We start from the raw sequence: 21,242 nt of genomic DNA on the forward strand, positions 1-21,242 counted from the left end.
CGAATATTCGTCGCGTACGTGGATTTTTACATCGGGGGGTGGATCCGACAGCCATGAACCTCAGACGCACGCTCCTCATCACGCCCGCTTCGGACGAGGACCTCATCCGAAAGGGTCGCACGACGGACGCGGACGCGCTGTTCCTCGACCTGGAGGACGCCATCCTCTCGGAGCGGAAGGACGGAACCCGGAGCGACCTCGTCGAGTTCCTCGCCTCGGACCCCGACATCGACAAGTCGGTCGCCGTGCGGATCAACGCCGTCACCACGAAGTGGTGGTACGACGACCTGATCGAGACCGTCACGGCGGGCGGAGACCACATCGACAGCGTCATCGTCCCGAAGGTCTCGAAGGTCGAACAGCTCCACGCCGTCGACCTGCTGTTGCGACAGGTCGAAGTGAACGCCGGGGTGGAGACCGGCGAGATCGGCCTGATCCCACAGCTCGAGAGCGCGACGGCGGTCAACAACGCGACGCGGATCGCCCGGTCGGTGGATCGGTTGACTGCCCTCCTGTTCGGTCCCGGTGACTACGCGGCGAGCATCGGGGTCGGCGAGACCGGGGAGGAGTCGGAAGTGGGGCAACACTGGGAGTACGCGCGTTCCCGAGTGGTGAACGCGGCGAGGGAGGTGGGGATCCAGGTGATAGACGGGATGTATCCCGAAACGGGCGACACGCAGGGGTTCCGTACGGCGTGTCAGCGGAGCCGCGCGCTCGGGTTCGACGGGAAGACGGTCGTCCATCCGAACCAGATCCACATCGCGAACGAGATCTTCACGCCGAGTCCACAGGACGTCCGGCGCGCGCGCCGGATCTACGAGGCGTACACCGCGTCCGATCACGAGGAGCGCGGGACCATCGAGATCGACGGGCAGGTGATCGACGAGGAGACGTTCGAGATGGCCAAGGAGATCGTCGAGAAGGCGACGGAGGCCGACGAGCTGTCCGACGGCTGAACGGGTCAGTTCGAGTGGACGTGCCAGGAGTGCTTCGGCGAGAAGGTCGCCTGCGAGTCGTACCAGGAGGTGAGCGAGAGTTCGACGCGTTCGATCGCCTCGAGCAGGCGGTCGCCCGCCGAGAGCGGGCTACCGGAGTCGCCCGGAACGGTCACCGTCAGCGCGCCCATGACGGTCCCGTCCTGGCGGGAGAGCACGCCGGCGAACGTCCGGTCCGAACTCCCGGAGCGCGTCTCGACCGCGTACCCTCGGCGGCGGATACGATCGAACCGGTCCCGGACGTCGTCGTCCACCTGGGAGACGTCGTCCTCCTCGGGAGCGTCGTCGGGTTCCCCGTCGTCGCTTCGCTCGCGTTCGGCGAGCATCACGGGTCCGACGATCGATTCAGAGAGCGGCGTCCGTTCCCCGAGGTGTCGCTCCCGGACGCCCGGGTAGTATCCCTCCTGAGCGATCATCGTCGCGTCGCTCTCCTCCTTGAGAAAGAGGTGTACGACGCCGTCGGTCTCGGCCGCCAGCGACTTCATCTCGATCCGCGCCGCCTGATAGAGCGGCGACTGGTCGCGGAGCCTCCCGCCGAGCCGGAGCAGCTTCGTCGAGACGTGGTACTGTCTGTCGTGATGGGTCACGTACCCGCAATCGACAAGCGTCGACAGGTGGCTGTGTACCGTGCTCTTGCTCATCTCGAGCGTGGTGGCGACCTCGGTGACGCCGGCACCGTCCTCCTGCTGGAGCAGTTCGAGAATGGTGAGCGATTTCTCGGTGGTCCCGACTCGATTCGGCGATGGTTCAGCCATACGTAACGATCGATCCACGAGTACAAATCTGTTCGGATATACTAAATATTTGAAGTGAAGGCGGTCGTGTTCGGGACGGGATCGGGTGCGACGGCGAGGACATGCCGGCCCGCGGCGGAGCGTATCACATGGACGTTCATTATAGTAGAACGGCGTCGTGGGGTGTGAAGACAACACATACCTAGATCCGGGAGTTAGAGGACGAATAATCGGTGTTTTCGAACTGGGGGTTCGTTTCCGCCGATCAAGCAGCGCGATCGGACCGAGGTCGTTCAGATATACTGAACGAATTTGCTCGGCGTGGCGACGGACCGCGACGAATGACGATGGACCGCGACGAATGGCGACGGACGATGACGGATGGCGACGGACGACGACTGACAGGACGGGCGACCACGGACGATCGAAAAGAAGCGGTGAGTTCGTTGGCAGCGAGGACGCGACGCCACCTTCGGGCGATCCGTAGCTTGGCGGTCTCCGTCGATCAGCCCGACCAGGCCGGCGCGTACGGCGGGTCGTACTGCCGGTCGCGACGGTCGATCCCGTCGATCCGCTCCACGTCCGCCGCCGAGAGTTCGAGGTCTCGGGCACGGACGTTGTCGACGATGTGGTCGCGGCTCGTCGCCTTCGGGATCGGGACGACGCCCTTCTCCATGGCCCACGCGATGCTGACGCGTGCCGGGCTGACACCGTGTGCGTCGCCGATCTCCACGAGTTCCGGCACGTCGAGGACGCGCCCGTTTCCGAGCGGCGCGTACGCGACGAGGTCGATGTCGTGGGAGTCACAGTACGTCCGGAGTCGTCGCTGGGGGAGAAGCGGATGCATCTCGACCTGGAGCGCGTCGATCGGGACTGGCGCCCGGTCGCGGGCCTCGTCGATCTCCTCCGGGGTCATGTTACAGACGCCGAGCCGGTCGAAGACCCCCTCGTCGTGGAGGTCCGCGACCGCGTCGAAGGTCGCCTCCGGATCGTAGCCGTCGGCCGGCCAGTGGACGGCGTAGAGGAGGTCGACGCGGTCGACGCCGAGCCGGTCGAGACACGCGTGTGCGTTCTCCTTGACGCTCGCCGCCGAGTAGTCGTCGGTGAACTTCGGATGTAACACCTTGGTGGCGAGGAAGACGTCCTCGCGATCGACGTCGGCGGCGGCGATCCCCTCGCCGACGGCGACCTCGTTCCCGTACGCCTCCGCGGTGTCGACGTGTCGATACCCCTCCTCCAGTGCGGTCCGGACGCTCCGGACGCAGTCGTCGTGCTCCGTGACCCGGTACGTACCGAGCCCCGGCGCGGGAATGTCCCCTGTCATGCGTCCGGTTCACATATTCGGAACGGGTATAGTAAGTGTTGTCGTGTGACAACCGAGTCGGCGGTTCCGATCAGACGTCGTCGGGCGAATCGACGACGCGAACGCCGGCGTCCTCGATCAGTTCGTGGACGCCGAGCAGGTCGGCCAGCGTCTCACCGTCGTCGATCCGCTCGCGCAGGGTGGCCTCGTGGTCGGCGACGTCCGCCGCGGCTGCCGCCGTAGCGTCGGCCGTCTCGCGTGGGACCACGGTGACCCCGTCGGCGTCGCCGACGACGACGTCGCCCGGTCGGACGGCGACGCCGCCGACCGACACCGGCACGTTCACCGAACCGGGAGTCTCCTTCACCGCACCCGCCTGCGAGACGGCCGCGGAGAACACCGGGAACTCGCTCTCCGCGAGGTGGTCCGTGTCCCGGACGTTGCCGTCGGTGACGACCCCGCCGAGCCCCCGTCGTCTCGCGTTGCGCGTGAGGAGTTCCCCCCAGACGGCCGCCCGCTTCGACTCGGTGGCGACGACGAGGACGTCGCCCGGCTCCGCCAGATCCGACGCGAGGTGGACCATCGCGTTGTCGCCCGGCGGAACCCGCACCGTACAGGCGGGACCACAGACCGTGACCTCGTCGTTGATCGGTCCGATCTCCGGGTCCATCGCCGTTCGTTCCCCCAGCGCCTCGTGAACGCTCGCGGAGTCCGAGGCGGCGAGCGCGTCGATCGTTTCCCCGTCCGGCCGTTCGAAGTCCTTCACGACGACCATACGCCCGAGATTCGCCGACGGGTCAAGAACGTACCGGCGGTCCTCGTCCCCCCCGGGAGCAGGGTCGTGTTTAGTTAAGGATGAAGAGTGAGGCGGAGTGATTTCTTGCTGGTCTATGGCAGAAATCGCCCGCCTCAACGGATGTACAGACTGGATTGATTTGGATTTTGTGGAGCGCCAGCGGACACCCGAGCGTGCGATGAAGATTGGTATTCAACTCCAGTTAGCGGGGCTGTCGCTGTCGAATACCGTTTCTCTTCTCGAGGAACTGGGTGTCGAGCGATCTCGCAAGGCAATCCACGATTGGATACAGAAGGCTGATCTACAGCCCACAGAAGGCCGAAGCCCGAATCACGTTGCGATTGACGAAACCGTGATTCGAATCAATGATCAGCAATTCTGGCTGTACGCTGCGGCTGATCCTGAGACGAACGATCTGCTACACCTCCGATTATTTTCGACGACAACGACCGCATTAACCGAGATGTTTCTCCGAGAACTCCGCGAAAAACATGAGATTGAATCTGCCGTATTTCTCGTCGATGGCGCTCAACACCTCCAAACTGCGCTTGCTAGAGCTGGACTCCGATTTCAGACAGAACGCCATGGAAATCGGAATGCCATCGAACGGATCTTTCGAGAACTCAAACGCCGAACGTCTTCGTTCTCAAACTGTTTCAGCCATGTTGAGCCTCAAACCGCCGAAAAGTGGCTCCAAGCATTTGCTGCCTGGCTCAATGCTCCAAACTAAACACGACCGGGAGCAGGGGCTAAACACTTTTTTCGGTCCGTGCGGTCAGTCGAGGTGTGAGCCGAATTCACACACGCTCGGCGACGGAGCTCGCCGAGGAGATCCGCGAGGGGGATCGATCCCCGGTCGAGGTCGTCGAGCACCTACTGGACAGGATCGACGAGCGGAACGACCGGACGAACGCGTTCGTGACGGTGACCCGAGAGCGGGCGCTCGATCGGGCGAAGGAGGCGGAACGGGCCGTCGAAGCCGGGGAGTCGCTGGGCCCGCTCCACGGGGTCCCCGTGGCAGTCAAGGACCTCAACGACGTGGCGGGCGTGCGAACGACCTCGGGCTCGCTGCTGTTCGAGGACCGGATCGCCGAGTCGTCGGACCCGTTCGTCCGACGGCTGATCGACGCCGGGGCGATCGTGATCGGGAAGACGAACACGCCGGAGTTCGGCCTCGGCTGTACGACGGACAACCGCGTCGTCGGGCCGACCGGGACCCCGTTCGACCCGACGCGGATCGCCGGGGGCTCGTCCGGAGGGGCGGCGGCGGCGCTGGCGGACCGGCTCGTCCCGCTGGCACAGGGGACCGACACCGGGGGATCGATCCGGACGCCGGCGTCCTGTTGTAACGTGTTCGGCCTCAAGCCCTCCTTCGGCCGAGTGCCGCGGGTCGGCCGGCCGAACGCGTTCGGCGACCACACCCCGTTCTCGCACACCGGTCCGATGACCCGTACCGTCGAGGACGCGGCGCTCATGCTCGACGTGATGGCCGGACCGGACCCGCGCGACCCGTTCAGTCTCCCCGACGAGGGGACGGACTACCTCGCCGCGACCCGGGAGCCGATCGACGACCTCGAGGTCGCCTACAGCCCGAACTTCGGCGTCTACCCGGTCGCGTCGTCGGTTCGGTCCGTCGTCGACGACGCCGTGGGGGCGTTCGAGGATGCCGGCGCGACCGTCGAGCGGGCGGATCCTGACCTCGACCTGGACCAGTCGGACGTCCTCGACGCGTTCTACACGTTCGCGAAGGTGAAGTGGGAGGCCCTGTTCGACGGGCTCGAGGCCGAACACGGGTTGGACCCGCGGGGAGAGGACCGGTCCGACCTCCGGCCGATCACCGTGGAGACGATCCTCGAGAGCGACTCGGTCACGACCCGGGAGTACAAGTCGGCCGACGGGACGCGGACGCGGGTGTACGACGCGGTCGTCGACCTGCTCGGGGAGTACGACGTCCTCGTGACGCCGACGCTCGGCGTCGAGCCGTTTCCCCACGGGGAGCATCCCACGGAGATCGAGGGGACCGAGATCGAGCCGCTCCGCGGATGGCTCCTCACCCAGCCGTTCAACTTCTCGGGACATCCGGTGGGGGCCGTCCCCGCCGGGATCTCGGACGACGGGCTCCCCGTCGGGATGCAGGTCGTCGGACGGCGTCAGGCCGAGGAGGACGTGTTGGCCGCCAGCGCCGCGATCGAGCGGGAACGTCCCTGGCACGACGACTACCCGGCGTGAACGTCGAGAACGGAGCGCGGTGGCGGATCGTTTTCAGTCCGTCATCACGGTGACGACGGGGCAGTCCACGTCGAGCAGCACGTCCTGGGTGATGCTCCCGAACAGCGCCTTGCCGACGGGCGACCGCCGTCGCCCGCCGAGCACGAGGAAGCGCGGGTCGAGGTCGTTCGCCATCGAGACGATCTCCTCGGACGGCTCCCCGACGGCCCCGCGCGCGTCGACGCGAGCGCTGTCGGCCTCCGGGACGGCATCGCGGACCGCACGGCGGGCGAACCGAGCGGCGCTCTCCTTCTCCTGGGTGATCGAGATGTCGTGGAACCGCTTCGAGCTCTCGATGGTCTCCTTGTGGTCCTCGAACTCCGACCGCGGGACGACGTGGAACGCCGTGACGGTGTCGTCGTATCGCTCCGCGAGCTCGTAGCCCAGGGGGACGACGCGGTTCATGGCCTCGGTCTCGCCGACAGCTATCAGAACGGTCACACCCGTGGTGATCGATCCCCCCTGTAATATAGATTGGCCCCGGGACCCGCGTGAACCCGCGTATTCGAGACGAACCCGTGTGTCGAAGGATCGGAGAGCGGGGGTGGGGGCCGTACGTCCGGCGGCGGCGGATCGATTCCGCTGCGGAAGCGTTTATGTGGGTACGGTGACCGGGTAGAGACACCATGTCAACCGACAACCCGCTCTTCGCGTCCGGCGTCCTCACCACCGAGGAGGGATCGGTGACGTTCTCCGAGGAGTTCGAGGAGGCAGTCGAAACGTACCTGTCGCGGTTCGAGGGACACACGAACGAGGAGTTCGCCGCCGAGATCGAAGCCGCCGTCGGCGACGACGTCGCGGTCGAGCCGCTGGCGGCGCTCGGCGAGGAGGACCCGCGAACGATCGCCGAGCTGTGCGCCCTCGCCGAGCGGCTGGGGACCGACGACGGGAAGGCGGACGGAAACCCGGTACAGCTGCTCCCGTCCCTGCGACTGTTTCGGGACGACGACGTTCGGTCGGACGGCGCGCCCGAGTCGTTCGTCCCCGTTCCCGCGACGCAGCTTCCACAGCTGTTACGGATCTACTCGCCGGCGCTCGTGTACGTGTGGCTCGACGACTCCGAGAAGTGTGACCTCGCGAAGCGCGACCTCGAGACGGTGTTCGAGGAGCCACAGGACGTGATGCCGTTCGCGGTGTACGGCTCCGCGTACAAGGAGTTCCTCGACCGGGAGTACTCCCTGACGGCGGGTCCGGCGGTGTTGTTCACGCGCGACGGCGCGGTCGAGGCACGGATCTACGGCGCTCACGGGCCCGGTACCATCGAGACGGAGCTCGAACGACATCGGCGGTGAGCCCGTCCCGCCGGGGAGGATCCGGCCGAGATCGTCGAGCCGTCCCGGAATGACACCCCCATCCACCCGAACTTTTATTAAGTATTGGAAGAAGCCGACATACACCCCACAATGGCGATAACGGAGAGTATACACACTATCGAGAGGTCCGCACAGACCGATGAGCATCGCTGACAAGGTTCACGCGTACCGCAATAGCGATCTCGCGATCATCGCGAGACGGGCGCTAGGGAACCTCCTCGAGGAACGGATAACGAAGTTCGCCTTCGTGATCCTGGCGATCATCCTCGTCATGGGTCTGATCGGCCCGGCGATCGCGCCGTACTCGTACAACACCCAGCAGACGACCGACGACGGCGATCTGATGCGCTACGCCGAACCGTCGCTCGATCATCCGCTCGGCACGAACGACCGCGGAGAGGACGTCCTCTCCCGACTGTTGTACGGGGCGCGGGCGACGCTCATCACCGGACTGCTCGCCGGCGGCCTGATGATGACGATCGGGTTGACGGTCGGGATGACCGCCGGTTACGTCGGAGGACGGACGGAGAGCTTCCTCATGCGATTCGTGGACTTCATGTACGGGATCCCGTTCATCCCGTTCGCGATCGTCCTCATCACGTTCTTCGGGGCGGGATTCTACACGACGGTCGCCATCCTGGGACTCGTACTCTGGCGGTTCATAGCCAGGGTGATACGATCCCAGGTGCTTCAGATAAACCAACGGCCGTACATCATGGCCGCACGAGCGACCGGGGCGAGCACCCCGTGGATCATGCGGAAACACATCCTCCCGAACATCGCGAACATGGCGGCGCTGTTCTTCGCGATGGGCGTCGGGTTGGCGATCCTCGAACAGGCCGGACTCTCGTTCATCGGCGTCACCGACCCGTTCACGCCGACGTGGGGGATCATGATCCGGAACGCCAACCAAGCGGGTCGTATCGCCGAAGCCTGGTGGTGGACGTTCCCGCCGGGCATCATGATCGCATTGACCGTGCTGTCGCTGTACCTCCTCGGCCGCGGATACGAGGGGAGCGGAGACGACGAGGTGGTGGTGTAAATGACGGACCCAATACTCGAGTTCGAGAACGTCGACATTCGCTATCGGACGGAGAAAGGAAACGACGTGTACGCGGTCAACGACGCGTCGTTCTCGATCGACCGCCACGACTACTTCGGGCTGGTCGGCGAGAGCGGCTGTGGCAAGAGCACGATCGCGGACGCCATCGTCGGCGGCCTCGACTCGAACGGCGAGGTCACGTCCGGAACGATCCGCTACAAGGGCGAGGAGATCCAGGACTACTCCGAGTCGGAGTTCAACGAGAACGTCCGGTGGAAGGAGATCTCGGTCATTCCCCAGTCGTCGATGAACAGCCTGGACCCGGTGATGAAGCTGAGCAACCAGGCGGTCGAGATGGCGAAGTACCACACCGACCTCACGGAGACGGAGGCGGTCGACCGGCTGCGTGAGCTGTTCGAGGTCGTCGGGCTCTCCGAGTCGCGGATCCACGACTACCCGCACCAGTTCTCCGGCGGGATGCAACAGCGGGCGATCATCGCGTTCGCGCTGTACCTCCGACCCAGCCTCATCATCGCCGACGAGCCGACGACGGCGCTGGACGTGATCATGCAGGACCAGATCATCGACTACATCAACGGCCTGAAAGACGAGTGGGACATCAGCATGCTGATGATCACCCACGACATCTCGGTCGTCTTCGAGAACTGCGACTCGATGGCCGTGATGCACGGCGGGCAGGTCGCCGAGACCGGGAGCGTGGTCGACGTGTACGACAGGCCGCGTCACCCGTACGCGATCCTGCTACAGAACGCGTTCCCGGACGTGCGGTTCCCGGACCGCGAGCTGGCGGTCATCGACGGGCACCCGCCGCAGCTCCGCGACGAGGTGGACTTCTGTACGTTCGCCGACCGGTGTCCGTGGGCACAACCCGAGTGTCGCGAGGGCGCTCCCGACGCCCAGGCCGTCGCCGGCGACGACGACCATCAGGCCTGGTGTATCCGCGCGGACGAGATGGAGGAACTGGCGGCCGAACACCTCGAGCCGAACGCCGACGAGGAGAGCATCCTGGAGGGACAAGAATGAGCGCGAACGATCCCGTCCTCGAGCTCCGGTCGGTGGACAAGCACTTCCAGACGACGTCGAGCTTCGTCGAGACGGTCAAGGAGCGCGTCTTCGGGGAGGGGCCGAAGCTGGTTCGCGCCGTCGACGACCTGGACATGACGCTCGAACAGAACCAGGTCCAGGGCGTCATCGGCGAGAGCGGCTGTGGGAAGACGACCCTCCTGCGGACCGTGATGGGGCTGTACGACCCGTCGGGCGGAGACATCCGGTTCCAGGGGCAGTCGACGAGCGAGTTCGACAAGTCCGACTGGAAGGAGTTCCGCCGGAAGGTCCAGATCGTGTTCCAGGACCCGTTCAACTCCCTGGACCCGAAGTTCAGCGTCCGGCGCACGATCGCCGAGCCGTTGGAGATACACGACATCGACTACGAGCGGTCCGACATCGAGGAGATGCTGGAGAAGGTCGGGTTGACGCCCGCGAGCCAGTACATCCAGCAGTTCCCGAACCAGCTGTCGGGCGGGGAGAAACAGCGCGTCGCCATCGCGCGGGCGCTGATCACCGATCCCGAGGTGATCCTCGCCGACGAGCCGTCGTCGATGCTCGACGTCTCGACGCAGGCGTCGATCCTCAACCTGTTGAACGATCTGACCAACGAGTTCGGCGTCTCGATGATCTACATCTCCCACGACCTCTCGACGGTCTCGTACGTCTGTGACGAGATCAACGTCATGTACCTGGGGCGGATCGTCGAGAAGGCCGAGACGCGGAAGCTGCTCTCGGACCCGAAACACCCGTACACGAAGGCGCTGATCCAGTCGATCCCGATCCCCGACCCGCACCACGCGCGCGAGCGAGCGACGATCGGGGGGGAACCGGGCGACCCGATCGACATGCCGGAGGGGTGTCGGTTCAAGACCCGCTGTCCGGAACGGATGGACGTCTGTGACCAGAAACCGCGGGACGTCGATCCGGACGGTGACGGGGAGCGCACGGTCGCCTGTCACCTCTACTACGATCACGAAGCGACGGCCGGTCAGGTGGACGAGCCGGCCGGGGAACACACTCCGGAGACACCGACATGACTCGACACGACCCGAGCACGAACACGCGATCCGACGTGCAGCGACCGACGAACACCGTCGCGGGCGGAGACGGCGACGGCAGAGCGTGGCTCCGAGCCGGAGGTGAGCGCCCGTGAGCCGCCTGAGCTACTTCGTCCGCCGGACGGCGATAACGGCGGTGCTCATCTTCCTCGTGGCCTCGGCGCTGTTCTTCTTCTTCAGGGCGATGCCGGGGGACTACTCGTCGCTTCTGGTTCAACAGGGGATGAACCCCGAACAGATCGCGGAGCTACGGGCCGACTGGGGGCTCGATGAACCCCTGTACGTCCAGTACTACGAGTACATCACCAACCTGCTGACCGGGAACGCGGGCCAGTCCTTCCGCTTCAGCCAGCCGGTCTGGGAGCTCGTGGCCCCGCGCATCCTGAACTCGTTCGTGCTCGTCGCGCCGGCCATCACGGCGACGTACATCGTCGGGGGGCTCTTCGGCGCGTACATCGGCCGCCGCCGCGGGAGCCCGCTCGAGAAGTCGGGGATCATCTCGGTCTCCGTCTTCCACTCGATCCCGGACTTCTTCCTCGGGATCATGCTGATCGCGCTGTTCTCCTCGACGCTGGGGATCTTCCCGACCTCGGGGATGCTCTCGCCGGCGACGATGATCCAGATCCAGGACCAGGCGTACTGGCAGCGGTTCCTGATGCCGGAGTTCTGGAGACACTACACGCTCCCGTTCATGACGGTGCTCCTGTACTTCATGCAGTACCCGACGCTCATCATGCGTAACAGCGTCGTCGAGGTGAGCGACCAGGAGTACCTCCACTACCACCGGCTGAAGGGACTTCCCGAGTCGAAGCTGCTCCGGAAGATCATCCGTCACGCTTCGCTGCCGGTCATCACGCTGTACCCGATCTCGCTTGCGGCGTCGATCAGCGGGCTCGTCCTGATCGAGGTCGTGTTCAACTGGCCCGGGATCGGCCAGCTGCTCGTCTCCTCGGTCCTGGCGAGGGACTTCCCCGTGATCCAGTTCGTGTTCCTCATCGCGGCCGTCTGGGTCATCATCGGGAACTTCCTCGTCGACCTGCTGTACGGCGTGCTCGATCCGCGCGTGTCCGTCGCCGGCGACGAGGACTGACGACTCCCTCACACCCTCGTCGGCGCGGACGACCCCGTCGGACCGTTCATATGGTCGATTTCGGGCCATGAGGCGGTCCGAGACGTAACGTACGTCAGAAATTCTAAGTATCACAAATTTTTTAAATAGTTCCTCCGAACCCACAGAGTATGCCACCAAGTGGCAACCGCGTAGAAGGGGAGGGTATCGACCGTCGGCAAGCACTGAAAGTCATCTCCGTGGCGTCGGCCGCGGCGCTCGCCGGATGTGGCGGGAACGGCGAAGGCGGTGACGGCAGCGGCGGTGACGGCAGCGGCGGCGACGGCAGCGGCGGCGACGGCAGCGGCGGCGGCGACGGCGGAAGCAGTCCGGAGGGACTCGGGGAGCGCGTTCCCACGCTGACCTTCCAGTACTGGTCGGACCAGGGGCCGCCGACGATCCTGTTCGAGGAGACCATCTCGAGCATCCAGTCGGTCGCGTCGGACATCGGCATCCAGATCGAGACGCAGCCGATGACGACCGCGGAGGGGATCACGGCGGTCAGCGACGACGTGCGCGACTTCCACCTGGCCGTGAACAGTCACGGACCGGATCCGGGACGGCTCGATCCCAACGGGCTGTTACAGGCCTACAGCATCGACAACGCCGGGTCGAACGGGCAGTACAACCCGTCGAACTACGCCAACACGGAGTTCTCGAACCTCGCCGACGATCAGGCGTCGATCGGGGTTCCCGACGAGCGTCGACAGGTCGTCGGCGAGGCGATGAGCCTCTACTCGGAGGACCTGCCGTTCATCCCGACGATCGAGCGGCCGACGACCGCGGCGGTCAACACCGACATGGTGGAACCGGTCGAGGCGGGCGGCGCGGGGCTCTCCGCGGTCAACTGGGCCGCGCTGGTCGAGTCGGGTGCTCAGACGACCGGCGGCACCGACACGATCCTGGCGAACCTGCCGGGCGAGTTCCTCACGAGCAGCTTCTACCCGACGGTCGGGGACACCGACTCGCTGGGGCTGTACACGCAGCTGACCCACTCGCCGCTGCTGCTGTACGACTCCAACTACGAGCGGGTGCCCGTGCTCGCGGAGGACTGGGAGGTCTCGGACGACGGGACGGCGGTGACGTTCAACCTCCGCGACGCCACCTTCCACAACGGGGAGCCGGTGACCGCGAGCGACGTCAAGTGGACCTACGAGTTCCTGAGCGAGCAGTACCACAACGGTCCCTACCAGTGGACGGATCTCCCGGAGGAACTGACCGTCGTGGCCGTCGACGAGACCACCGCCCGGTTCGAGACGCCGGAGCCGGCGCCGACGCTTCTGACCGCCCAGCTGCCGACGTTCGGCGTGCTTCCGCGTGACGCGTACGTCGACGCCGGGATCGAGGAGAACCCGACGGACTTCGAGGACCCCATGATCGGCGCGGGGCCCTACGAGATCGCGACGTACAACAACCAGGAGAACATCGAGCTGGTGCCCCACGACGGGAACCCGGCGTTCGACGTGGAGTCGCCGATCATCATGTCGATCTACGACAGCGTCTCGGCGGTCCGTCGGGCCTTCGAGAACGGGGAGCTCAGCATCGCGGTGACGCTGACCCCCGACGCCGGTCGACAGATCAACCAGACGATGGGCGACACCGCCCAGATCGTCAACGGGGCGGCGTTCCTGCCGTTCGGCATGATGCCGCAGATGTCCTACGCGCCCGGCATGCACCACGAGTTCCGGCAGGCGCTCTCGCACATGGTCGACCGGCAGGGCCTGAACGAGACGTACGCCTTCGGCGAGTCCGACGTGGTGACGTACTGCACGTTCAACTCCCAACAGCACCCGTGGTACGACGAGGAGTACCTCAGCGAGGCCGGCCCGGAGACCCGCGACATCGAGACCGCCCGACAGGTCCTCGAGGACGCCGGCTGGGGCTGGGACGACGACGGCAACCTGTACTACCCCGAGGACGCGGACCTCGAGGCGTGGCCCGAGGGCGAGACGCCGAACCCGGACGACTTCTGATCGGCGACGCGTTCCGCGACGCTTTTTTTGCGGTTCGGAGGCCCGTCGAGTTCCGACGACGTGACGGCGAACGTCGCGGAACCGCGGCGACGACCCCGAACCTTTTTTTGGGAGAGTGTCGCACAGTAACTCGCCATGCGAAAGGTTAGATTTCGAGATCCGGCTGGATCCGTCCGTACCGGCGAATGGACCGACGACGACGAGCTTCGCTTCGGCGAGGAGAAGTTCGATCCGTCCGAGGTCGACGTGCTTCCGCCGACCGAACCGAGCAAGATCGTCTGCGTCGGTCTCAACTACTCGGCCCACGCCGAGGAGACCGACTCGGAGATCCCCGACCGTCCGCTGTTGTTCCTGAAGGGACCGAACACGCTGGCCGCTCACGGGGACACGATCTCGCTGCCCGAGGGGAAAGAGCGGGTCGACCACGAGGCCGAGTTCGGCGTCGTCATCGGCGAGCAGTGTCGAAACGTCCCCGAGGACAAAGCCGAGGAGGTCATCGCCGGCTACACCTGCGTGAACGACCTCTCGAACCGCGACGACCAGCGGAAAGAGCAGAACTGGATCCGCGGGAAGGCGTTCGACAACGCCGCGCCGATCGGACCGGTCGTCGCCGACCCGGAACACGTGCCCGACGACGCGGAGATCACGTTGACGGTCAACGGCGAGGAGAAACAGCACTCCTCGATCGACGACCTGATCTTCTCCGTCCCGGAGCTCATCAGCGAGATCACGAAGCTGGTCACACTCGAGCGCGGCGACGTCATCGCGACGGGGACGCCCTCGGGCGTCAGCCCGCTCAGTGACGGCGACACCGTCGCGGTCACCGTCGAGGGCGTCGGAACGCTCGAACACGACATCGTCGGTGCCGGGGAGTTCTCCGGCGACGTCGATCACCGGTTCATGCCGAACCAGTGACTCCCACCGAACGACCGCCGAAACGACGCTGAGCGGACCGATCGAAAGGGAGAGACGCGAGCCGAGGGAGCCGGAGGACGACCAACGAACGGTCACACGGAGGCACACGTATCCCCGGCGCTCGAGCGCACACGCCGGGTGATCGCCGGAAACCGACCGGAATTGCCGGAAACTGACCGGAACTGCCGGAAACCGACCGGGATCACCCGAAACCGATCGAGACGCACCGCTCGAGCAGTCGGCGTCCCGCCACGAGTGAAATGACTGAATACGTGAATATGTTTATTACGGATAGTAAGGGAGCAGCGGCACGATGACGTCGTCCGCCGTAGAAACGAGGATAAACGGTTCACGCACCGTTAAACGCGAAATGAACCGGTCCGAAGGAGTAGGTGATCCGGGAGAGCACGCATCGCGTGTTTGCGGTCTAAACGCTTCCAATGGGCGAAACAGTGGCGTATCGCCGAGGGTCCGATTCGGTCCCAGAACACATCCGAAAGAGTACCTATTGTAGAACATACCAGAACGCGTGAATTCGAGGAACGGTCGGGCCGGATCCGTCATCCTCATGCGACGCGCCCGCGGAGGCCCGGACGTGTACTGGCTCGAGCTCGCGGGGGAGACGGACGCGTTCGCGGCCTGTGAGGCGGCGACCGCCGCGACCGGCGTCGAACTCCTCGCGCCCGGGATCGCGACCGCCGGGAGCGTCGGCGAGGGGATCGGCCGGCTGGCGTACACCCGCGCCGCCCACGAGGCGGTCGCCCGGACCGACGCGACGGTCGCTCCGGCGGTCGCCGCCCTCGAGGCCGCGCCGCTCGACCGTGAGGGGAGCGTCGCGGTCCGCGCCCGCAACGTCCGGAACACCGCCGACGTCTCCACGACCGACGCCGAGCGGGCGCTCGGGAGCGTCCTCGTCGACCGCGGGTTCTCGGTCGACCTCGACGACCCCGACCACGTCCTGCGCGCGCTGTTCGCCGCGGGCGAGCGCGCCGAACACGACGCGGTCGCCGGGGCGGACGGCGAGAGCGCCTCGACGTGCGTGCTCGGCTGGGTGGCCCGAGAGGCGGCACGCGACTTCGCGCCGGACCCGACCGACCGCCCCTTCTTCCAGCCGGGGAGCATGGCTCCCGCGGACGCCAGGGCGTACGTCAACCTCGCCGGCGCGGCCCCGGGACGGACCCTGCTCGACCCGATGTGCGGAACCGGCGGACTCCCGCTCGAGGCGGGACTCGTCGGGGCGGACGCGGTCGCCTGCGACGCCCAGGAGAAGATGGTCCGCGGAACGAGGGAGAACCTCCGGACGTACGTGGGGGGCGGACACGACGGCGACCCGCCGACCTGGCACGTCGCCCGCGGCGACGCCACCGATCTCCCGCTCGTCGACGACGCGGTCGACGGCGTCGCCTTCGACGCGCCGTACGGCAGACAGTCCAAGATCGCTCGACACGAGCTCGCGGACCTCGTCGCCGGCGCGCTCGCGGAGGCGGCCCGCGTCGCCCCGCGCGCCGTGCTCGTCGCCGACCGCGATTGGCGGGGACCCGCCCGCGAGGCGGGATGGGAGGTCGCCGCCGCCTTCGAGCGCCGGGTTCACCGGTCGCTGACGCGACACGTGCTGGTGTTGGAGCGCGAGCGGGGATCGGCACGGACGACGATCGAGGGGAACTGAAAGCGAGACCGAGCGTCGCGATTCGACCGACGTGAGAGTGAAACCGAACGCCCGGGTACCGCGGGGTTCGACCGCCGTCGAATCGGTTTTCAGTTTCGCCGCGGCCGGGCAACGATTAAGTGATCGGCGGGGAGTGGTTCCTCCATGCCCGGGGACGCCGACGACGACATGCTCTCGTGGGACGAGTCGGTGTTCCGCGACGAGTCGGTGTTCGAGATCGACCACGTCCCCGAGACGTTCCGGCACCGGGAGAGCCAGCTCGAGAGCCTGAAGTACGCGCTCCGACCCGCCGTTCGCGGCTCCCGACCCCTGAACACGATCGTCCGGGGGCCGCCGGGGACCGGCAAAACCACCGCGGTCCAGAAGCTCTTCTCGGAACTGCGCGCGCGCACCGAGGTGCGGACCGTCCGGGTGAACTGCCAGGTCGACTCGACGCGGTACGCCGTCTTCTCCCGGCTCTTCGAGGGGATATTCGAGTACGAGCCGCCCTCCTCGGGGATCTCCTTCAAGAAGCTGTTCGGACAGATCACCGACCGGCTCGTCGAGGAGGACGAGGTGCTCGTGGTCGCGCTCGACGACGTGAACTACCTCTTCTACGAGAACGAGGCCTCCGACACGCTCTACTCGCTCTTGCGCGCCCACGAGGCGCACTCGGGCGCGAAGATCGGCGTGATCGTCGTCTCCTCGGACCTCTCGCTCGACGTCATCGACGACCTCGACGGCCGGGTCCAGTCGGTGTTCCGCCCCGAGGAGGTGTACTTCCCGGTGTACGACGCGCCGGAGATCTACGACATCCTCGGGGAGCGCGCGAAACGCGGCTTCCACGAGGACGTGATCGGCGACGCCGAACTGGACCGGATCGCGGAGCTGACCGCCGAGAGCGGCGACCTCCGCGTCGGGATCGACCTCCTGCGTCGGGCCGGGCTCAACGCCGAGATGCGCGCCTCCAGGACGATCGCGCTCGAGGACGTCGAGTCCGCCTACGACAAGTCGAAACACGTCCACCTCTCGCGGTCGCTCCGGGGGCTCTCGGAGTCCGAGCGCGCGCTCGTCCGCGTGCTCGCGGCCAACGACGGCGAGCAGGCCGGGACGGTGTACGAGGCGTTCCACGAGGAGACGGACCTCGGCTACACCCGCTACTCGGAGATCATCAACAAGCTCGACCAGCTCGGCGTGATCGACGCCGAGTACGCCGACGTCGAGGGGCGCGGACGCTCGCGCGAGCTCACTCTCGCGTACGACTCCGAGGCGGTGTTGGACCGGCTGGAGTGAGCGGGACGGTCCGGGCGGGAAGCAGGGCGACGCCTTTTCACCCTCCCCGCACGCACGCGAGGGCATGAAGACGAGCGGCGGCAGCGACGCGATGAAGCGACGGGCGGGCGAGTCGGCCGCGGAGACGATCGAGGACGGCGACGTGGTCGGTCTCGGGACCGGGTCGACGGCCGCGCACGCGATCCGCGCGCTCGGGGAGCGCGTCGACGCCGGAGTAGAGATCCGGGGCGTGGCGACCTCCTTCGCGAGCCGAGAACTCGCCATCGAGGAGCGGATCCCGCTCGTCGACCTCGACGAGGTCACGGGACCGGACGCGGCCGGGGTCGACGTCGCCATCGACGGGGCCGATCAGGTCGCCGCCGGCGACCTGATCAAGGGTGGCGGGGGCGCACACGCCCGCGAGAAACTCGTCGATTCGACCGCGGACCGGTTCGTCGTCGTCGCCGACCCCTCGAAGGAGACCGCGGTCCTCGACCGCCCGGTTCCGGTCGAGGTGCTCGCGAGCGCTCGCGGCGTCGTCGCTGACGCGGTACGGGCGGCCGACGGCGAGGCGACGCTTCGGCGGGCCGAACGCAAGGACGGCCCGGTCGTCACCGACAACGGGAACCTCCTTCTCGACTGCGCGTTCGGGACGATCCCGGATCCGGGAACCCTCGTGACGACGCTCGCGGAGACCCCGGGCGTGCTCGAACACGGGCTGTTCGTCGGGCTCGCCGACGAGGTCCACGTCGGGACCGCGGACGGGGTTCGCGTACTGGAGCCGTGACCGCGCGCGACCCGTGATCCGCCGATGGCGGTCGCTATCCGAGAAGAGCGGATCGAAAGAAAACGGCAGGTTCGGACGCCTTACAGGTCGCGAGGCTGGACCGTCTTCCGGTCGTTGGCCTCGGCGCGGCGTGCGGCGTCTTCGAGCAGCTCGTCCACTTCTTCGTCCAGCGCGTCGTAGAAGTCCGAAGCGACGTTCTTGTCGTCCAGGGCTTCCTTGACTGCCGCTTTGACAATGAGGTCTGCCATGCGATCGGGCGTATCCGTCGGGAGTTAATAAGAGTTCCTGAATTCGCCCGCGAGGGACGCCGTGCGGGCGGTTCACGGCGGGGGCGCGTGAGGGAGTTATATATGTCTTTTGGAGCGCGAAGCCGGATCCGACCCGTCCACGACAACGGCTCACAAGGTGTTTCGCGTCGATCGCGGATCGACGGCTACGAACCCGTGCGCCTCGAGGGGCCGACCATGCGCGAGGAGAAGCCGAACGGGAGGGACGGATCGACGGTTCGCGGGACGCTCGAGGCGCTCGCGGACGGGGAGATCGACGTCGCCGAGGCGGAATCGCGGATCGCGGGGTACGCGACGACGGCCGCGGGACGGTTCGACGCCGCCCGCGAGGACCGTCGCGGGATCCCCGAGGCGGTGCTCGCGGAGGGGAAACGCCCCGCCGAGACCGCGGCGCTCGCGACCACCGCCCTGGAGACGACGGGCCGGGCGCTCGTGACCCGCGCGAGTCCCGACCACGCGGCGGCGGTCAGAGAGGCGGTCGGGGACGCCGCGCCGGACGCCTCGGTCGACCACGACGAGGTGACCCGAACCGTCGTCGTTCACGCCGCGGGGTTCGAGCCGCCGGCGCTCTCCGCGACCATCGCGATCGTGACCGCCGGGACCGCGGACGCGCCGGTCGCCGGCGAGGCCGCCGTCATCGCCCGCGAGGTCGGCGCGAGCGTCGACCGGATCGACGACGTGGGCGTCGCGAACCTCGACCGCCTGCTCGATCAGATCGAGCGGATCCGCGAGGCCGACGTCGTCGTCGTCGCGGCCGGTCGCGAGGGGGCGCTCCCCACGGTGGTCGCCGGGCTGGTCGCCGCGCCCGTGATCGCGGTCCCGGTCTCGACGGGGTACGGCGAGGGCGGCGAGGGCGCGGCCGCGCTCGCGGGGGCGCTCCAGTCGTGTACCGTGCTCACGACCGTGAACGTCGACGCCGGGTTCGTCGCCGGCGCGCAGGCGGGGCTCATCGCCCGCGCGATCGACGGCGGGGACTGAGGTCGTGTCGGACCACCACGTGTACGTGATCGAGTGTGCCGACGGCACGCTCTACACCGGCTACACCACCGACGTGGAGCGGCGGGTCGCCGAACACGACGCCGGCGAGGGGGCCAAGTACACCCGCGGGCGGACGCCGGTGACGCTGCGGCACGTCGAGTCGTTCGAGTCGAAGTCGGCGGCGATGTCCCGCGAGCACGCGATCAAGTCGTTGTCGCGCGCCGAGAAGGAGGAACTGGTCGGCGAGGAGTGAGTTCCCGGCGGGACCGTCGGTCCTACTCGACGAGGCGCTCGATCTCGGTGACGAGGATGCCGCTCGCGCCGACCGCCTTCAGCTCCGAGATGGTCGCGAACACGTCGCGCTCCTCGACGACGGCGTGGACCGCGACCGTCCCGTTCCCGTTCTCGTCGGCCTCGACGTCCATCACGGTCGGGCCGCCGAGCCCGGGGATCACGTCCTTCACCTCGTCGAGTCTCGCCTTCGGGGCGTTCATCATCAGGTAGCGGCGGCCGTCGGCGGCCAGCACGGACTCGAAGGCGGTGGTCACCTGCTCGACCTTCGGGTCTGTGACGACGTCGGGGCGGGCGAACAGCCTGACCGAGGAGTCGAGCACGTCGTCGATCACGGCGAGCCGGTTCACCTTCAGGGTCGTGCCCGTGGAGGTGATGTCGACGATGGCGTCGGCCATGTCGACGTGGGGGGTAAGCTCCGTCGCGCCGGTGACGGTGACCACGTCGGCGTCGACGCCCACGCGCTCGAGGTAGTTCCGGGTGACGTTCGGGAACTCGGTCGCGATCGTCTTCCCGACCAGGTCCTCGACGGTCGTCACCTCGCCGTCCTCGGGGGCGGCGAGGACGAGCCGGCAGGAGCCGTATCCCAGATCGAGCACGTCGACGAGGTCGCCCTCGGTCGCGTCGGCGGCCTCTCCGACGACGCCGCCGGACTCGGCGGCCTGGTCCAGCCCGGTGACGCCGAGGTCGGCCGCGCCGTCGCGGACGTACTCGGGGATGTCGGCCGCGCGCGCGTAGAGGACCGTCACGTCGGGGTCGACCGTCTCGGCGTACAGCTGTCGGTCGGCGGTCTCCTCGACGTGGAGCCCGGCACGCTCGAGAAGCGAGAGCGTCGGCTCGTGTAGGCGGCCCTTGTTGGGGACGGCGATGCGCATGCCGGAGGGTCGTGCGGCGAGGGGGAAACGTTTTCGTCCGGCGGCGGTAGCGATCGCGGGGCGACCGCGGTCACACGAGCGATCCGGCTCGTACGCTCAGATCAGTCGGGACGCGACGGGGAGACAGCAGACGAAGACGACGGGCCACGCGAGCATCTGAACGACCGGATCGGCGGGCGACGCGGCGATGCTACCGATGAGCCCGCCGAACCCGGCGAGCGCGACGACCGCGGCGCGTCGCTCCCACCGGGACGGGTCCGCCTCTCGGGCGTGCCCGCGACGCCACCAGAGCATGTAGTACAGCAGGAGGATCCCGGAGAGCGGCGCGAGGACGCCCCAGAGGAACGGGTGGGCGCTCCCGCGGGCGCGGGCGTCGAGGACGACCCACGCGCCGGTCGCGACCCAGACGACCGGAAACAGCAGTGCGCCGAACGTGATAACGAGCGCGAACGCGGGTGACACGGGTCCCCTTTCGGTTCGAGGAGGGTAGGTCTTCGGTTCGACGGGAGTGGGTCTTCGGTTCGACGGGAGTGG

Annotated in this window: 22 protein-coding genes; 15 read left to right on the plus strand and 7 right to left on the minus strand. The window is 67.1% G+C overall.

Going from position 1 to position 21,242, the window contains the following annotated elements:
* Window positions 1–53 precede the first annotated feature (53 nt).
* Entirely contained in the window at window positions 54–956 is a 903-nt protein-coding gene (locus tag F3H10_RS09860) for an HpcH/HpaI aldolase/citrate lyase family protein (protein ID WP_149784601.1), read from the plus strand.
* Between the two features lie 5 nt (window positions 957–961).
* On the opposite strand, the gene F3H10_RS09865 is transcribed toward F3H10_RS09860, so the two are convergent.
* The 3 genes from F3H10_RS09865 to F3H10_RS09875 form a co-directional block, all read right to left on the minus strand.
* A complete protein-coding gene (locus tag F3H10_RS09865) occupies window positions 962–1,750 on the minus strand; it encodes an IclR family transcriptional regulator (RefSeq protein ID WP_149784602.1) in 789 nt (262 codons plus the stop codon).
* Between the two features lie 484 nt (window positions 1,751–2,234).
* Window positions 2,235–3,053 (minus strand): aldo/keto reductase, encoded by an 819-nt coding sequence (locus F3H10_RS09870; RefSeq protein WP_149784603.1) that lies wholly within the window; start codon window positions 3,051–3,053, stop codon window positions 2,235–2,237.
* Between the two features lie 70 nt (window positions 3,054–3,123).
* Complete coding sequence (locus F3H10_RS09875) at window positions 3,124–3,807, minus strand: 4-carboxy-4-hydroxy-2-oxoadipate aldolase/oxaloacetate decarboxylase (RefSeq protein ID WP_149784604.1); 684 nt, start codon at window positions 3,805–3,807, stop codon at window positions 3,124–3,126.
* A 115-nt stretch (window positions 3,808–3,922) separates the two neighbouring features.
* Here F3H10_RS09875 and F3H10_RS09880 point away from each other — a divergent pair, with 115 nt between their 5' ends.
* Both F3H10_RS09880 and F3H10_RS09885 read left to right on the plus strand, forming a co-directional pair.
* Window positions 3,923–4,558 (plus strand): IS6 family transposase, encoded by a 636-nt coding sequence (locus F3H10_RS09880; RefSeq protein WP_149784605.1) that lies wholly within the window; start codon window positions 3,923–3,925, stop codon window positions 4,556–4,558.
* Between the two features lie 56 nt (window positions 4,559–4,614).
* Window positions 4,615–6,057 (plus strand): amidase, encoded by a 1,443-nt coding sequence (locus tag F3H10_RS09885; RefSeq protein ID WP_149784606.1) that lies wholly within the window; start codon window positions 4,615–4,617, stop codon window positions 6,055–6,057.
* A 33-nt stretch (window positions 6,058–6,090) separates the two neighbouring features.
* Here F3H10_RS09885 and F3H10_RS09890 read toward each other — a convergent pair whose 3' ends face one another.
* Entirely contained in the window at window positions 6,091–6,537 is a 447-nt protein-coding gene (locus F3H10_RS09890) for a universal stress protein (protein ID WP_223174289.1), read from the minus strand.
* A gap of 185 nt (window positions 6,538–6,722) precedes the next feature.
* Here F3H10_RS09890 and F3H10_RS09895 point away from each other — a divergent pair, with 185 nt between their 5' ends.
* From F3H10_RS09895 to rpiA, 10 genes are all read left to right on the plus strand, one after another.
* Window positions 6,723–7,388, plus strand: coding sequence for a hypothetical protein (locus tag F3H10_RS09895; RefSeq protein WP_149784607.1), 666 nt, complete (start codon window positions 6,723–6,725; stop codon window positions 7,386–7,388).
* Between the two features lie 160 nt (window positions 7,389–7,548).
* Window positions 7,549–8,451 carry an ABC transporter permease gene (locus F3H10_RS09900; RefSeq protein ID WP_149784608.1) on the plus strand — a complete coding sequence of 301 codons (903 nt, stop codon included), beginning with the start codon at window positions 7,549–7,551 and terminating at the stop codon, window positions 8,449–8,451.
* Window positions 8,452–9,495: an ABC transporter ATP-binding protein gene (locus tag F3H10_RS09905; RefSeq protein ID WP_149784609.1), complete on the plus strand. Its 1,044-nt coding sequence runs from the start codon at window positions 8,452–8,454 to the stop codon at window positions 9,493–9,495. It begins immediately after the preceding gene.
* The gene (locus tag F3H10_RS09910; protein ID WP_149784610.1) at window positions 9,492–10,556 is read left to right on the plus strand and encodes an oligopeptide/dipeptide ABC transporter ATP-binding protein; all 1,065 of its coding nucleotides are present in this window, start codon (window positions 9,492–9,494) and stop codon (window positions 10,554–10,556) included. The genes F3H10_RS09905 and F3H10_RS09910 overlap by 4 nt, the downstream gene beginning before the upstream one ends.
* A 112-nt stretch (window positions 10,557–10,668) precedes the next feature.
* Window positions 10,669–11,667 carry an ABC transporter permease gene (locus F3H10_RS09915; RefSeq protein WP_149784611.1) on the plus strand — a complete coding sequence of 333 codons (999 nt, stop codon included), beginning with the start codon at window positions 10,669–10,671 and terminating at the stop codon, window positions 11,665–11,667.
* A 149-nt stretch (window positions 11,668–11,816) separates the two neighbouring features.
* Complete coding sequence (locus F3H10_RS09925; RefSeq protein ID WP_188127919.1) at window positions 11,817–13,658, plus strand: ABC transporter substrate-binding protein; 1,842 nt, start codon at window positions 11,817–11,819, stop codon at window positions 13,656–13,658.
* A 135-nt stretch (window positions 13,659–13,793) separates the two neighbouring features.
* A complete protein-coding gene (locus F3H10_RS09930) occupies window positions 13,794–14,573 on the plus strand; it encodes a fumarylacetoacetate hydrolase family protein (protein WP_149784613.1) in 780 nt (259 codons plus the stop codon).
* Window positions 14,574–15,168: 595 nt separating this feature from the next.
* Window positions 15,169–16,239 (plus strand): THUMP domain-containing protein, encoded by a 1,071-nt coding sequence (locus tag F3H10_RS09935; RefSeq protein WP_149784614.1) that lies wholly within the window; start codon window positions 15,169–15,171, stop codon window positions 16,237–16,239.
* 144 nt (window positions 16,240–16,383) lie between these two features.
* Window positions 16,384–17,511, plus strand: a complete 1,128-nt coding sequence (locus tag F3H10_RS09940; protein WP_149784615.1) for an ORC1-type DNA replication protein — start codon at window positions 16,384–16,386, stop codon at window positions 17,509–17,511.
* Between the two features lie 64 nt (window positions 17,512–17,575).
* Window positions 17,576–18,277 carry a ribose-5-phosphate isomerase RpiA gene (rpiA, locus tag F3H10_RS09945; protein ID WP_149784616.1) on the plus strand — a complete coding sequence of 234 codons (702 nt, stop codon included), beginning with the start codon at window positions 17,576–17,578 and terminating at the stop codon, window positions 18,275–18,277.
* An 80-nt stretch (window positions 18,278–18,357) separates the two neighbouring features.
* On the opposite strand, the gene F3H10_RS09950 is transcribed toward rpiA, so the two are convergent.
* The gene (locus F3H10_RS09950) at window positions 18,358–18,525 is read right to left on the minus strand and encodes a DUF1931 family protein (protein WP_004267503.1); all 168 of its coding nucleotides are present in this window, start codon (window positions 18,523–18,525) and stop codon (window positions 18,358–18,360) included.
* Window positions 18,526–18,741: 216 nt separating this feature from the next.
* On the opposite strand from F3H10_RS09950, the gene larB reads away from it, so the two are divergent.
* Together larB and F3H10_RS09960 are read left to right on the plus strand one after the other, a co-directional pair.
* Window positions 18,742–19,542 (plus strand): nickel pincer cofactor biosynthesis protein LarB, encoded by an 801-nt coding sequence (larB, locus tag F3H10_RS09955; RefSeq protein WP_149784617.1) that lies wholly within the window; start codon window positions 18,742–18,744, stop codon window positions 19,540–19,542.
* Window positions 19,543–19,546: 4 nt separating this feature from the next.
* The gene (locus F3H10_RS09960; protein ID WP_149784618.1) at window positions 19,547–19,795 is read left to right on the plus strand and encodes a GIY-YIG nuclease family protein; all 249 of its coding nucleotides are present in this window, start codon (window positions 19,547–19,549) and stop codon (window positions 19,793–19,795) included.
* A gap of 22 nt (window positions 19,796–19,817) precedes the next feature.
* Here the strand turns inward: F3H10_RS09960 and hisG are convergent, their stop codons facing one another.
* Together hisG and F3H10_RS09970 are read right to left on the minus strand one after the other, a co-directional pair.
* Entirely contained in the window at window positions 19,818–20,708 is an 891-nt protein-coding gene (gene hisG / locus F3H10_RS09965; protein ID WP_149784619.1) for an ATP phosphoribosyltransferase, read from the minus strand.
* Window positions 20,709–20,804: 96 nt separating this feature from the next.
* A complete protein-coding gene (locus tag F3H10_RS09970) occupies window positions 20,805–21,170 on the minus strand; it encodes a hypothetical protein (RefSeq protein WP_142986261.1) in 366 nt (121 codons plus the stop codon).
* Window positions 21,171–21,242 lie beyond the last annotated feature (72 nt).

This window comes from Halorubrum aquaticum (assembly GCF_900113615.1).
Classification (GTDB): Archaea; Halobacteriota; Halobacteria; order Halobacteriales; family Haloferacaceae; genus Halorubrum; species Halorubrum aquaticum.